The organism is Klebsiella sp. BIGb0138 (genome assembly GCF_004342285.1).
Classification (GTDB): domain Bacteria; phylum Pseudomonadota; class Gammaproteobacteria; order Enterobacterales; family Enterobacteriaceae; genus Klebsiella.
This window is the reverse complement of record NZ_SMCV01000008.1, coordinates 234,569-248,929: the sequence shown is the minus strand read 5'-3', so window position 1 is coordinate 248,929 and position 14,361 is coordinate 234,569. Positions and strand designations below refer to the sequence as shown.

At 53.9% G+C, this 14,361-nt stretch carries 15 protein-coding genes; 9 read left to right on the top strand and 6 right to left on the bottom strand.

The window, feature by feature from the left end; all coding sequences use genetic code 11:
• Nucleotides 1-350 precede the first annotated feature (350 nt).
• The 8 genes from EDF73_RS18730 (at nt 351) to EDF73_RS18695 (ending at nt 7,818) form a co-directional block, all read left to right on the top strand.
• Nucleotides 351-677, top strand: coding sequence for an antibiotic biosynthesis monooxygenase (locus EDF73_RS18730; protein WP_132730561.1), 327 nt, complete (start codon nt 351-353; stop codon nt 675-677).
• The gene (locus EDF73_RS18725; protein WP_132730560.1) at nt 670-1,059 is read left to right on the top strand and encodes an amino acid-binding protein; all 390 of its coding nucleotides are present in this window, start codon (nt 670-672) and stop codon (nt 1,057-1,059) included. Before EDF73_RS18730 ends, EDF73_RS18725 begins: the two co-directional genes overlap by 8 nt.
• A 6-nt stretch (nt 1,060-1,065) precedes the next feature.
• Nucleotides 1,066-1,767 carry a winged helix-turn-helix domain-containing protein gene (locus tag EDF73_RS18720; protein ID WP_132730559.1) on the top strand — a complete coding sequence of 234 codons (702 nt, stop codon included), beginning with the start codon at nt 1,066-1,068 and terminating at the stop codon, nt 1,765-1,767.
• Nucleotides 1,768-2,265: 498 nt separating this feature from the next.
• Nucleotides 2,266-2,874, top strand: a complete 609-nt coding sequence (locus EDF73_RS18715; RefSeq protein ID WP_132730558.1) for a fimbrial protein — start codon at nt 2,266-2,268, stop codon at nt 2,872-2,874.
• Nucleotides 2,875-2,970: 96 nt separating this feature from the next.
• Entirely contained in the window at nt 2,971-3,672 is a 702-nt protein-coding gene (locus EDF73_RS18710; RefSeq protein WP_132730557.1) for a molecular chaperone, read from the top strand.
• An 11-nt stretch (nt 3,673-3,683) separates the two neighbouring features.
• The gene (locus EDF73_RS18705; RefSeq protein ID WP_132730556.1) at nt 3,684-6,170 is read left to right on the top strand and encodes a fimbria/pilus outer membrane usher protein; all 2,487 of its coding nucleotides are present in this window, start codon (nt 3,684-3,686) and stop codon (nt 6,168-6,170) included.
• Nucleotides 6,161-7,153, top strand: a complete 993-nt coding sequence (locus tag EDF73_RS18700; protein WP_132730555.1) for a fimbrial protein — start codon at nt 6,161-6,163, stop codon at nt 7,151-7,153. The genes EDF73_RS18705 and EDF73_RS18700 overlap by 10 nt, the downstream gene beginning before the upstream one ends.
• Nucleotides 7,154-7,167: 14 nt before the next feature.
• Entirely contained in the window at nt 7,168-7,818 is a 651-nt protein-coding gene (locus EDF73_RS18695; protein WP_132730554.1) for a type 1 fimbrial protein, read from the top strand.
• Between the two features lie 46 nt (nt 7,819-7,864).
• Here the strand turns inward: EDF73_RS18695 and EDF73_RS18690 are convergent, their stop codons facing one another.
• The 6 genes from EDF73_RS18690 to EDF73_RS18665 form a co-directional block, all read right to left on the bottom strand.
• Nucleotides 7,865-8,581, bottom strand: coding sequence for an EAL domain-containing protein (locus EDF73_RS18690; RefSeq protein WP_132730553.1), 717 nt, complete (start codon nt 8,579-8,581; stop codon nt 7,865-7,867).
• A 152-nt stretch (nt 8,582-8,733) separates the two neighbouring features.
• Nucleotides 8,734-9,309: a LuxR family transcriptional regulator gene (locus tag EDF73_RS18685; RefSeq protein ID WP_132730552.1), complete on the bottom strand. Its 576-nt coding sequence runs from the start codon at nt 9,307-9,309 to the stop codon at nt 8,734-8,736.
• Between the two features lie 5 nt (nt 9,310-9,314).
• A complete protein-coding gene (locus tag EDF73_RS18680; RefSeq protein WP_132730551.1) occupies nt 9,315-10,019 on the bottom strand; it encodes a PilZ domain-containing protein in 705 nt (234 codons plus the stop codon).
• A gap of 410 nt (nt 10,020-10,429) precedes the next feature.
• Entirely contained in the window at nt 10,430-11,296 is an 867-nt protein-coding gene (locus EDF73_RS18675; protein WP_132730550.1) for an aldo/keto reductase family oxidoreductase, read from the bottom strand.
• 116 nt (nt 11,297-11,412) lie between these two features.
• Nucleotides 11,413-12,642, bottom strand: a complete 1,230-nt coding sequence (locus EDF73_RS18670; protein ID WP_132730549.1) for an amino acid permease — start codon at nt 12,640-12,642, stop codon at nt 11,413-11,415.
• A gap of 136 nt (nt 12,643-12,778) precedes the next feature.
• A complete protein-coding gene (locus EDF73_RS18665) occupies nt 12,779-13,240 on the bottom strand; it encodes a multidrug/biocide efflux PACE transporter (protein ID WP_132730548.1) in 462 nt (153 codons plus the stop codon).
• A gap of 137 nt (nt 13,241-13,377) precedes the next feature.
• Between EDF73_RS18665 and EDF73_RS18660 the strand changes: the two genes are divergently transcribed.
• Nucleotides 13,378-14,247 (top strand): LysR family transcriptional regulator, encoded by an 870-nt coding sequence (locus EDF73_RS18660; RefSeq protein WP_132730547.1) that lies wholly within the window; start codon nt 13,378-13,380, stop codon nt 14,245-14,247.
• Nucleotides 14,248-14,361 lie beyond the last annotated feature (114 nt).

The window sequence follows — 14,361 nt, the reverse complement described above, 5'->3', positions numbered from 1 at the left end:
GCTGTGCTTTCGATGGGTTTATAATAAGCTTGCTAACTATAACGGGCGTTGCAAAAAGTGCGATTTAGATCACACTTTTATGGCAGCAAGATGAAGGCAGAGTAGGGGTTTAAATTATTTATTTAATAGAAACATATTGTTAGTCGAGTTTCTTCACCGTCTCGTTGAGCAAAAAAATGTGGCACGGCTGTTAATTTTTTTTAAGCGCCATGGTGACGCATGGTTTTGGTGAATGTCCTGGCGGTTTTTTGCCGCTGATGGCGGGGAGGCATACTTCGTTTACTGGCGAAGCATCGGGCTAACACTTCGCGATACCGTGGCGTCACCATTGCATGAGAAAGGACGACACGATGATTGCGGTACTCTTTGAAGCCGAGGTGACTCCGGCAAAGCAGGCACGTTATCTGAATCTTGCGGCGGAGCTTAAGCCGCTGCTCGTGACTATTGACGGCTTTATCAGCATCGAACGCTTTCAGAGCCTGACGACGCCGGGGAAAATCCTCTCACTCTCCTGGTGGCGGGACGAAGAAGCGGTGCTGGCATGGAAAAGGAATCTTTGCCACCTGGCGGCGCAGGCGGAGGGAAGAGCGACTATTTTTTCCGCTTACCAGATTCATATTGCGCAGGTTATTCGCGCATATGGCGTAGAAAAGCGGGAGGGACGCGGCGATGTATGATATTCATGTGATCCTGCCGAATCGGCCCGGGCAGCTGGCGTTGCTGGGGCAGACGCTGGGGAAAAACGGCGTCGGGCTGGAGGGCGGCGGGGTCTTCACCCTTGGCAATCAATGCCACGCCCATTTTCTGGTCGCGGAAGGGGAGCGGGCCAGAACGGTGCTGGAGCTGGCGGGGATCCCGGTGGTGGGCGTTTATCCGCCGCTTATCCGCAAGCTGAGACAGGAGCAGCCCGGCGAACTGGGCGCTATCGCCCATGCGCTGGCGGAGCAGGGGGTCAATATCCTGACCCAGTACAGCGACCATGCCAATCGTCTGATACTGGTGACCGATAATTTTCCGCTGGCGCAGGACGCGACGCGTTGCTGGGCCACCACTTTGTGAGGCGCTATGTTAAAACCTGCTGACGTTATTGTTAATGATGAGTCGTTGGCCGTCGCCATCACGACGGTGGCTTCCGCCATGGCGGACGCCTCGCGGGCGAAAATGCTCTGTGCATTAATGGACGGCCGGGCATGGACCGCCACGGAGCTGGCGACAGCGGCGGAGGTTTCCGCCTCGACCGCCAGCGCCCATCTCAGTCGTCTGGTCAGCAGCCGCCTGCTGGTGTGCCTGGCGCAGGGGCGGCATCGTTATTACCGCCTGGCGGGAGCCGACGTCGCCGGTTTGCTGGAAAATATGATGACGATGGCCGGGAAAAGCGCCATTGTGCTGACCACCCGGACCCCGGTCAATCTGCGAACGGCACGGACCTGTTACGACCACCTCGCCGGCGAAGTGGCGGTGGGTATCTATGATTTCTTATTGCGTGAAGCGTGGATCTCGCCGGACGGCAACGCGCTGACGGCGGCGGGGGAGGCGCATTTTGCTCGCCTGGGGATCGCCGTGCCGATCGGCACCCGGCGCAGAGTATGCTGCGCCTGCCTGGACTGGAGCGAGCGGCGTTTTCATTCCGGCGGGGCGGTAGGGGCGGGACTGCTGCGCCATGGTCAGCACAAAGGCTGGTTCACCCTGATCCCGGGGTTTCGGGAGGTGAATATCACCCGAACAGGCAGGCTGGCGCTGTGCGAGCATTTCCAGCTGACGCTCTAATGTGGCCGTTTAATGGCTGAGCCGCAGGCGACAGTGCCTGCGGGAGAATGTTTTATTGGGCTGCGCTTTGCTATTTCAGTAACCCGGGCCGCCGTATTATTCAGATTGTTCGCTATCGTCATGGAATAGCTTTTTTGCCATGATGTTTCCCTCCTCGATATATCCTTTGCGCCTTCTCCCCTCTGATGTAAATAACTTAATATTCGTTTTTGTCTATTGTTTTTTATTTATTGATAGTCAAAAATCATCAATGGTGCGATGTAACAAGTTATAAGCAAATGTATATTTGTCGGCGAAAAATAGCATTCTTTGACGCCGACAGCATTAACGAATTCTTTAAACGGAGTTCGCGTCCTGACGCCTTAAATATTGCGGCTCCCGGTCAGTCGAAGTTTCTATTCACAGTTGCACAAGTGAGCATCGCATAACGCTTCTGACTTTTGTGCAGGTTTACTGTTGGTTTATTGATATAAAACTCACTCTGACAAGGAAATGGCAATGAAAAAGGTTCTTCTCTCTGCAGCGATGGCAACGGCATTTTTCGGTATGACTGCGGCAAACGCTGCTGATACTACCGTTGGCGGTGGCCAGGTTAATTTCTTCGGTAAAGTTACCGACGTATCTTGTACTGTTTCCGTCAACGGCCAGGGCAGCGATGCTAACGTATACCTGTCTCCGGTTACGCTGACCGAAGTGAAAGCGGCCGCCGCAGACACCTATCTGAAACCGAAATCGTTCACCATCGATGTCTCCAACTGCCAGGCAGCCGACGGCACCAAACAGGATGACGTGAGCAAACTGGGCGTGAACTGGACCGGTGGTAACCTGCTGGCCGGCGCTGCGGGCAAGCAGGTTGGCTATCTGGCTAACACCGAAGCCGCTGGCGCACAGAACATCCAGCTGGTTCTGTCTACTGATGATGCCACCAACCTGACTAACAAAATCATCCCGGGCGACAGCACTCAGCCTAAAGCAACTGGCGATGCTTCCGCCGTTCAGGATGGCGCGCGCTTCACTTACTTCGTCGGTTACGCGACCAATACCCCGGATACCGTCACGACCGGTGTGGTTAACAGCTACGCGACCTACGAAATTACTTACCAGTAATTCGCGTCTGAAAATAAAACCGCCTTTATCCCAGGCGGTTTAAAACAATGATAAAGCGGCAACGGCTGCCGCTTATTTTTTTCTTTTGAGGTCAGCATGAAGCATATTGTCCTTTTTTTCTGTTTCATTTTTAGTTTTGCGGCCCATGCCAACAATATTATCGTCAATGGCACCCGCTTTATTTATCCAGGAAATGAAAAAGAAATAACGGTACAGCTTTCTAATACCGCCGACCGTCCGGCGCTGGCGCAGGCCTGGCTGGATAATGGTAATGCCGACGCTACGCCGGATACCATTACCACCCCATTTATTATTACTCCCCCGATTTCCCGGGTTGATGCGAAAAGCGGGCAGACCTTACGTATTAAACTGGGGAGCGCCGGCGGGCTGGCGCAAAATAAAGAGACGCTGTGGTGGCTGAATCTTCTGGAAATCCCCCCGGTGGTCGCCAATCAGAAAAATGAAGGTCAAAACATCCTGCAGCTGGCGATTCGCTCGCGGTTTAAGTTTATCTACCGCCCGAGCGGATTGGGCAACCGTGACGCTGCGCCGGAACAATTAGCGCTGGCCGCCAATGGCAGCAGCCTGTCGGTCACCAACCCCACGCCATTTTATCTCACCGTCAGCCGTATTTCCCGCGATGGCGGTAAGGCCCTGAACAGCAAAACGGTGATGCTTGCTCCGCAGTCCAGTCAGACCGTCGCCCTCTCTTCAGCAGTGAACCGGGGCGAGACCCTGACTATCAACAATATCAATGACTATGGCGCAGATGTGGCAGTGAAAGTAGCCGTTAAATAAGGGAAACGATCATGAAGCAGAGGTCCATCTGCCCGGGAAGATTAAGCACAGCGATCGCGCTGGCGCTGTTCTGCTTTCCGCCATTTTCCAGCGGACAGGAAAGCCCGGGAACGGTATACCAGTTTAACGATGGTTTTATCGTTGGCAGCCGGGAAAAGGTCGATCTGTCTCGCTTCTCCGCCAGCGCGATCGCGGAAGGGACCTATTCGCTCGATGTGTATACCAACAACGAGTGGAAAGGGCGCTATGAACTGAACGTCACCCGTGACAAAGATGGCAACATGGGGATCTGCTACACCCGTGAAATGCTCGAACGCTATGGTATTGCCGCGGAAAAGCTCAACCCGCAGCTGAGCCAGCAGGAAGGCTACTGCGGGCGTCTGAAGGCGTGGCATCATGACGACGCGGTGAAAGACAATCTGATTCAGTCCTCCCTGCGGCTGGAAATCTCCGTTCCGCAAATCTATGAAGATCAGCGCCTGAAAAACTTTGTCAGCCCGGAGTTCTGGGATAAAGGCATCGCCGCGCTGAATCTGGGCTGGATGGCGAACACCTGGACCAGCCACACCTCTGCCGCGAATGGTTCGGATAACAGCAGCGCCTATCTCGGGGTGAATGCCGGTCTGTCGTGGGACGGCTGGCTGCTCAAGCATATCGGCAACCTCAACTGGCAGCAGCAGCAGGGGAAAGCGCACTGGAACAGCAACCAGACCTACCTTCAGCGGCCGATCCCGCAAATGAACTCGATTGTCAGCGGTGGGCAGATTTTTACCAACGGTGAATTCTTCGACACCATTGGCCTGCGGGGGATAAACCTGGCGACCGACGACAATATGTTCCCGGACGGGATGCGTTCCTATGCTCCGGAAATTCGCGGCGTGGCGCAGAGCAATGCCCTGGTGACGGTGCGTCAGGGAAACAATATTATTTATCAGACTTCGGTTCCGCCGGGGCCGTTTACGTTGCAGGATGTTTACCCGTCCGGCTACGGCAGCGATCTGGAAGTTTCGGTTAAAGAGGCCGATGGTTCGGTGCAGGTCTTCAGCGTGCCTTATGCTTCGGTCGCGCAGCTGCTGCGCCCGGGGATGACCCGCTATGCCCTGTCGGCCGGTAAGGTCGATGACAGCTCGCTACGTCATAAGCCGATGCTGTATCAGGCCACCTGGCAGCATGGTCTCAATAACCTGTTTACCGGCTATACCGGGGTGACGGGCTTTGATGATTACCAGGCGTTTCTGCTGGGGACCGGGATGAATACCGGTATTGGCGCGCTGTCTCTGGATATCACCCAGTCGCGGCTGAAGAGCGACACCCTCGATGAGAAGGGGCAGAGCTACCGCGCCACCTTTAACCGGATGTTTACCGAAACCCAGACCAGCATCGTGCTGGCGGCGTACCGCTACTCCACCAAAGGCTATTACAACCTGAACGACGCGCTGTACGCCGTCGATCAGGAGAAAAACCGCAACAGCAACTACACCCTGTGGCGGCAGAAAAACGGCATGACCTTCACCGTCAACCAGAACCTGCCGGACGGCTGGGGCGGCTTTTATCTTAGCGGCAGCGTCGCGGATTACTGGAACCGTTCTGGTACGGAGAAGCAGTATCAGCTCAACTATAACAACATGTACGGTCGTCTCTCGTGGTCCGTGGGCGCGCAGCGCGTCTACACGCCGGATAACTCCGGCCACCGCCGTGACGACCGCGTTTCGCTGAACTTCAGCTATCCGCTGTGGTTCGGGGAGAACCGCACCGCCAACCTGACCTCAAACACCTCGTTTAGCAACTCGCACTTTGGCAGTTCGCAGATTGGGGTCAACGGCTCGCTGGATAGCGAAAACAACCTCAACTACGGCATTTCGACCACCACCGCCAGCGGCGGCCAGCATGATGTCGCGCTCAACGGCAGCTATCGTACGCCATGGACCACGCTCAACGGCAGCTATAGCCAGGGGGAAGGCTATCGCCAGAGTGGTCTGGGGGCCAGCGGTACGCTGATTGCCCACCGCCACGGCGTCGTGTTCTCGCCGGAAAGCGGCAATACCATGGCGCTTATCGAAGCCAAAGATGCCGCGGGCGCAATGCTGCCGGGCTCACCGGGAACCCGTGTCGACAGCAACGGCTACGCGATTTTGCCGTACCTGCGTCCTTACCGGATTAACGCCGTCGAGATCGACCCGAAAGGTAGCCAGGATGATATCGCCTTCGAACGGACCGTGGCGCAGGTCGTGCCGTGGGAAGGCAGCGTGGTGAAGGTGTCGTTTGGCACGACGGTGCAGAACACGCGCACCCTTCAGGCGCGCCAGGCAAATAGCCAGCCGCTGCCGTTCGCCGCCACTATCCTGGATCCGTCAGGAAAAGATATTGGCGTGGTCGGCCAGGGCAGCATGATGTTTATCAGTGACGCCAGCGTTCAGCGCGCGACCGTTAAGTGGAGCGGCGGACAGTGTACGGTGGATCTGGGTCAGGTAAAAACAAAGGAAACGGTATGTCGCTGAGTAAACGACTGATGATGGCGGTTGGCCTGCTGGCCCTGGGAACCTCCACGGCCTGGGCGGACTGCACGCGGAGAGCGGCCAGCACGGTTAAGCTGGATATGACGATGGGGCGCGTGGTTGTGTCGCCGGATCTGCCGGTAGGCGCGGTTATCGCCAGCCAGGACTGGACCATGCCAGCAGGCAACGGCGTCAGCTATTACTGCACTAACACCAACACCTTTAAAGCCGATATTGTTGCCGCCGGCGTCCAGGATCTGGGAAACAAGGTCTATTCAACGAACGTTCCGGGGATTGGCATGCGTTTTAGCCGCGGCGGCGCCACGGTCAATATTATCTATCCCGGGACCTTCACATCGAACGGCGGCAGAGGGACCAACTACTCTCTGGAAGGCTCGCGCTTTACCCTTGAGCTGATCAAAACCGCGGCGGTTACCGGAAGCGGTACCCTGGCAGCGGGAAAATATACCTCCTATGACTGGGAAAGGGGGAATAACCCGATTCTGGAAACCTACCTGAGCGCGAATGCGATCACCATCGTCTCCCCTTCCTGTACGGTGCTGAGCGGCAAGAATATGAATGTTGATGTCGGCAGTATTAAACGCAGCGATCTGCAAGGCGTCGGAACGACCGCTGGCGGGCGCGATTTCAATATTGAGCTGCAGTGTAGCGGCGGGTTGAGCGAGTCGGGATATGCCAATATCCAGACCTCTTTTTCCGGAACCCTGGCAACCAGCACGACGGTTAAGCAGGGGGCATTGCTCAATGAAAAAACCGGTAGCTCCGCCGCCAAAGGGGTCGGGATTCAGGTGCTGAAGGATGGCGTGCCGCTGGAATTTAACAAAAAGTACAGTGTCGGCACCTTGCGTTCTCAGGAGACGCGCTACTTTACGCAACCCTATCATGCGCGTTTTTACCAGTATCTGCCGACCACCAGTACCGGCGAGGTGGAATCGCACATGATCTTTAACCTGACATACGATTAATGCGGGAGGCGGGCATGAAGGAATATGGACGTGGCACCAACGGCAAACGGATCATCACGCTGGCCGTGGCAAGCGGGATGCTTGCCGCCTCATCGGCGTATGGTTTTATGACCAACGATGAACACGGGCGGGTCGAGTTTGTTGGCAAGGTGACGGATATCTCCTGTAGCGTAGCGCTTAACGGCGGCAATAATGCCGGGAGCGGCAATGTCTGGCTGGCGCCTGTGAGTCTGGCTGAGGTTCACGATCGCGGGGCCGGCGCCTTTATGAAGCCGCAGCCTTTTACGCTGGAGTTATCGAATTGCCAGTTACGTCATGATGGCGGCGCGGCGGATAAAAATGCCATTCGCTCGGTAAATGTGCGTTGGGTTGCTGGATTTACGCGCAATGACGTCGGCAACGAAGACGCGGGCTATCTGGCGAACACCCTGCCGGACGGCGCGCGCAATATCTACCTGGCATTGTCGACGAATGATAATAATACGTTGGATAAGCGTAATAAAATTGTCCCCGCCGACCCGGAGCAAAACCAGGTGTCGATTATGGAAAATGCGGTCAATGGCGGCGTATTTACCTATTATATCGGTTACGTCACCCCGACGCCGGAAAAAGCGACAAGCGGGCCGCTGACCAGCTGGGCAACCTGGGAATTAGTCTATAACTAACGGACGGTATTGTAGAGCATAAAAATACCGGATTGCTCCGGCATTTTTATGCGGTGATATTTTCCTGGACCAGCTGTTCAATGCTGACCTCTTTCCAGTAGTGACCCTGAACGGCAAACCACTCCATTCCCTGCAGCCAGTTTTTATGCGCTTCACTTTCTACGCCTTCAATAATGACATGATGATTATTACGAGCGAGGAAGGTTACCAGCGCATCCATTAATGGACGCCCCGATTCTTTCTGCATTAAATGCCAGAAAAAATCTTTATCAATTTTAACATAGTCAAAATGATATCCGCGGATAGCATTGATTCCGGCATAGCCTGAACCGAAGTCATCGAGCCATAACGTTGAGGTTTGCGGGTTATGCCAGTTGGCGAGTGCATTATTGAGCAGGTTGTTGGCATTTTCCGTGACCTCAAAATGCACACAGCCAAGACGCGCAATGTACTTTTCTATTTGAGGCTGATGTAGAATGCTGAGAATATGGTCATCAACGTTAATGGTGGCAGAGATACCGTTATTAATAAACCACGTTTTATGCTTTTCAATCAACGCCAGTTGTTCCATGAATATACTTTCACGTAGTGCTGCACTGGCATGGCGAAAGAAAAATTCCGGGGCCACGGGAATACAGTCGAAGCGACTCAAACACTCCACGGCGACCAGCGTGCCTTGCGGCGAAAACATTTTTTGGAAAACGTAACGCACAGAGATATCGCTACGGGATAACTTATAGTCGGAAAATATATTAGCGTCCATTTTCTCGTGTCAGGAGTTTTACGTACTATCGATGCAGGGTAAAATGATTATAAGTGACCTTTCTGCAGTTGGGAATGTTTATTAAAAGTAAGTTTTCAATTAATTCCCCGATTTTGATTGGCGGTCTGTTGCGTTTTTATACTCACGACGTTTTAGCATTGATAGAGGTTGACGATGCTGTTATGCATGGCCCTCGAATTGTCGATACCGAGCTTTTTCATGATATGGATTCGATGGCTATGAACCGTTTTATGATCAATGTCCAGCAGCGCGGCGATTCTTTTGTTGTTATGGCCAGCCACCGTCAGTTGCAGAACCTGGCGTTCCCGGGCGGAGAGTTTTTTCTGTACCGCCAAACCGCGCTCGTCGGCCGGTGTGCTGGCGACGCGATAAAAATCACTAAGTGATGATTTTTCTGTCAAAATCAATATATTGTCTATATCAATCAGCTCCTGGCACAGGCTGGCGATGTCGCTTTTGACCATCAGAACCAGCCGGGTACAGCGCAGCAGACAGCTGCGCATTTTGTTGAGTAACGACAGCGTTTCAGCAGCCGTCATCTCCTGATGAATGACATTAAAAATAACGATCCCGAGCAGGGGGGCGAGTGCCCCCTGGGTGATATCCTGATAACGAAAAGTGGTAATACTTTTATTGTTATCAATCATGTAGCGATGTATTGATTGGCCGATGATATTGTCATCGGTATACAGCAATATACTGTCCAAAGGGATCAGACTCTCTTTTTCCGCTTCGCTTCCAGAATCAGATCGAGCACCATTTTTTCTATTCTGGTCTTATCTTCATGATGGCGAAATTTAAACTGACAGGAAACCTGGTGATAGCTTTCTCTGTTTTCACTGTCTTCGTCGAATGTCATCTCGACCACATTCTTAACCGCCAGGTCGATGGTGATTTCACCATACTCGGCCAGCGAAAGAATTGAGTTTTTGAGAATCGCATTATGGGTGAGAAACTTCAGGTTGGGATTTTTGGCTATCAGCGCGCAGCCGCCATCTGAAATGTCTTTAATATCGAAAACATAGTTTTCACCGTTCTTATGCCGGCCGTGACAAAAAAAGTCATCGCGCTGGTGTAAGCGAAACCGGGGATCGCGACGTCGTTGAACCACCTGGATACATTCAGGTAACGCAAATGAGACTTTATTACCCTGGTGCGGGTCGGTTCCGTAATTCTTCTTCAGGGATGAGCAGAACTCTATCTTTCCTGAGTCACTATGCAGAATGAATTTCAATTTATGCCCGGGAGGGATTTTGCTGTGGGTGACGAGATGGAACTCAGCAAAATCTACCCTGGTGAGTTGAGTAATGATGTTTTTGTTATTAAAGAAAATTTCTATCTCTGACTGTTTCCTGAGTTCCTCTCTGAAAATAGCAATGATCTCATACTTACTGGTCTTTATTGTTCCCTCTGTCATGTAAATTCCTTGTTGATCTATTTATTGTGTGTAGTTAATTTTTCTTATAGCAATGACAACATTCTGATTGCATTAACCAGATGTTTTTATGAGCATTTGATGTTATTAGCTATCTTTGTCGCTAAATTGATTTGTATAAACGTCGAATCAGATATTGTTTTTCCTGTAATCAAGAGTGCGAAAAATTTTGGGAAGGGCAAAAACGACAGAGGTCTCCAATAAGGAGACCTGTCAAAATAGTATAACTCAATGCTGTATATAGGGTTATTCGCAGCAGAATAGCGCAGATCAACACCCATTTGTAGGATATATAGTGCCAGCAGTATTGGGTTAATTCCAGCCAAATAATAGGAGGGCGAAGGGCTGGGCGCCCGTGTAGCCGAAATCTGCACAGGCGCCGGGGGAGGGTATCAGACGGTTAATTTATCCAGGGTAGCAATGGCCTCGGGAGAGAGCGTTAATGCGCCCGCGGCGAGGTTTTCCTGCAGATGCTGGAGCGAGGAGGTTCCGGGGATCAGCAGAATATTAGGCGAGCGTTGTAGCAGCCAGGCCAGCGCGATCTGCATCGGCGTGGCCTCCAGCGCGGCGGCAATATCGTTAAGCTCCTGCGCCTGCAGCGGGGTAAATCCCCCCAGCGGGAAGAAAGGGACATAGGCGATATTCTGCGCCGCCAGTTGGTCGATCAGCCGATCGTCCTCGCGGTTGGCGACGTTATATTGATTCTGTACGCAGACAATGGGCGTTAGTTTTTGCGCATCCGCAACCTGTCTGGCGGTGACATTACTGAGGCCAATATGGCGGATCAGGCCGCGCTCCTTGAGCTCCAGCAGCGTCGTCAGCGGGGCTTCCAGCGACCCCTCTACCGGCCCATGGGTGCCGAGCATGCTGCGCAGATTGACCACCTCCAGGACATCAAGACCCAGGTTGCGCAGGTTATCTTCCACCGCCTGAGTCAGCTCTTCGGGCGACATCGCCGGCAGCCAGTTGCCTTTTTCATCGCGGCGGGCGCTGACTTTCGTCACGATGCACAGATCGTCTGCATAGGGATGCAGCGCTTTTCGAATCAGCTGGTTGGTAATATGCGGACCGTAAAAATCGGAGGTATCAATATGGTTGACCCCCGCCTCCACCGCCGCCTGCAGTACCCGAATGGCGTTATCCGGATCGGCCGGCGGGCCGAATACGCCTGGACCTGCCAACTGCATTGCTCCATACCCCAGGCGAAAAACCTGGCGATGGCCTAATGTTGCGCTTCCGGATAATGGTACGTTGGACATAGACTCTCCGCGACTCATGGGCAAACCATAAGTGTAAACCGGTCAGCGCGTTTCGAGTGGCGGGAATATTGGCAGAACGTGCGGCGACGGTGGTAACCGCCGCCGCAGGGGCGGGGCTAGCTAAAGAACATCACCGAAACGCAGAGTAAACCGACGACCAGAGTGATGAAATTCCCCACGGAGCGGTATGGCTTCAGCGTGGGAATGGTGTACGTCGACAGCGTTGGCATGATGAACAAAATCATGGCGATCAGCGGACCGCTGATGGCGTAGATCATTGAGATGGCGTTAGGGTTAACGAAGCAGACCACGAAGGTCAGCGTCGAAACCAGCAGAATCGACATCGCGCGATTAAAGGCGCGGCTTTTACGTATGCCGATCTGACCCAGAGAGGTTTTCACGATCTCGCTGGCTCCCTCTATCACCCCGAAATAGGTGCCGAGAAACGACTTCGACATCGCCACGACCGCCACCACGATCCCGGTCACCGCCAGCCATGCCGGGGAGCCAGGCATCATTGAGAGCGCGGAGAGAATCGTCACCCCTTCATTACGCGCGTTTTCAATATAAGAAACCGGAATCGCCAGCAGGCAGCTGAAGACAAAAAACAGTACGCTGGCGCAGATAATGGTGTAAGCCACCTTCATGATTTTTTTGCATTTACCCATGGCCTGCTCACCGTATTTCTCCTGCTGATCGATAGCAAAAGTTGAAATGATCGGCGTATGGCTAAAAGCGAAAACCATCACGGGAATCGAGATCCAGATTTGGTGGAACGTATACGGGTTCAGCTGCATCTGGCTGGTGAGATGCTCCGGTTGCCAGGCGCCAATCAAATAGATCGACAGGAACAGGAAACAGGCAATCAGCGGGAACACCAGAAAACCCATCACTTTAATCGTGATACGGCGACCCATCAAAAAGATCAGATTCAGTACCAGCACAACGCCCAGGCTGAGCAGCGCGCGAGCGGTTGGCGTAATCGGCATATGCCGGGCCAGCTGTTCGGCCAGCGAGTTGGTGATCGCCACGGCGTAAATCAGCACCACCACCAGGAAGGCGAGGAAATAGAGCGTGGTGATCAGGTTGCCGACTTTCTTGCCGTAGTAGTGGTTGACTGCGCCGGTGATCCCCGTACCGGCAGCGGCTTTAGCCGAGAGGATAAACTGACTCAGCGCTTTATGCGGCCAGTAGGTTAACGGCCAGGCGACCAGGGCGGTGATGAACAGGACAATGGCGCCGGCGGATCCCAGCTGGATCGGTAAAAATAGGGTGCCAGCGCCTACGGCAGTGCCATATAAGGCAAAACTCCAAAGAGTTTCTTCTTTAGACCAAATTTTAGACATTGTGTGAATTTATCAACCGTAAAACCAAAAAAAAAGGAGTGTAATTTACCACAACAATCAATGAGCCGTTGCGATACTTTAGGCTGACAAATCCGACGGGAGAGCGCCGGGCGTTGTCCCGGCGCCGCGCAATCCGTCAGCTGCGGGCGAGGATCCGCCGCTGACGATACTTCAGTACCCGCACGCGCAGCGTATCCCATACCCAGTTGAACAGCATGGTATAGGGCAGGAAAAACAGCATGAAGCCGATTTCCAGCATAAACGCCTGCATCAGCGAGACTCCGAGGATCAATGCCACGGCGGTGACCCCGATAATGATAAATCCGGATTCAAATCCGATGGCGTGCAGGGCGCGGACTTTCAGAGTACGCACCACCCGCGATACCGGCCAGAGGCGGTCAAAAATCGCGTTATAAATCAGGTTCCACACCATCGCCAGGGTGGCGAGCAGGATGCTCAACCCACCCATTTCCACCACCGAGCGCTGCATTAACCAGGCGGCGGCTGGCGCGAGAATCAAGGTGGCGAGTCCTTCGAAACTGACCGCATGGATGACACGTTCTGTCAGCGTTTTACGCTGTAAAGCGTTCTGTTGCATGGCTTACTACCTCCGAAAAGCCGTGTTCTGCCCGCGGCCAGAGCGCCACGGGGGAAGCGATTACAGGAAATTACTCCGCATTTTATGGATAAATGTGATAAACAAAAGATGGATTCCATCGATAAAGTAGATAGTTTATGCGCTATTCTCCCGAAGCCCTGACCGCGTTTGTTGAAGCCGTTGCCTGCGGTTCGTTTTCTGCCGCCGCCCGTCGGCTGCGCAAAAGCCAGTCCACCATCAGTACCGCCATCGCCAATCTTGAAGCGGATCTCGGCGTCGCGCTGTTCGATCGCGCCACCCGCCATCCCACCCTCACGCCGCAGGGAGAGCAGGTGCTGAGCTATGTCAAAGCGATCCTGGCGGCCAGCGACAGGCTGGATGAACTGGCTGTTTCGCTCTCCGACGCCACGGAGGCGCGCCTGACCTTTGTGCTGTCCGATACCCTGCATCCGGATGTGCTGGAGGATCTTCTCCAGCAGTTCGATCGTCATTTTCCCCATACGGAGTTCGAGTGTCTGATCGGTGAAGATGAAGATGTTATCGATCTGCTACAAAAGGAACGCGCGCAGGTGGGGCTGATTGAGGCCAGAGAGAGCTATCCGACGGAGATTGGCAGCACGCGCCTGCCGCTGCAAACCGCGATGGCTATCTACGTGGCGCCTGCGCACCCGCTGGCGGCGCAGGGCCGGGTGGCCTGGGATGAGTTGCACAGCTGGCGCGAATTACGCCTGAGCACCTTTCTCGCCAGCGCGTCAGAACCCGCCACAGGGCAGGTCTGGTCGGCGCCCAACTACCTACTGCTGCTCAGCATGGCGGTGCAAGGGCTGGGGTGGTGCATTTTGCCGAGCGCGCTGGTCGACGAGTTCGCCGGCTCCGGCGCGCTGGTCGCGCTGAATATTCCCGGCTGGCCCCGGGCGATCTCTGTCGATTTATTGTGGAATAAGAAGGCGCCGCCGGGAAAAGCCGGGAGCTGGCTACGCCAGCATTTGCAGCGCCATCAGCCCTGAGCGCGGCGCAAATCTTTGTGATTTGCCTCACTTTTTTTAAACAATTGCGAAATTTTTTGATAACAATTCTCTACTATGTTGCTGTTTCTTTGCGCAGAGGCAGGGCAGAGGTAG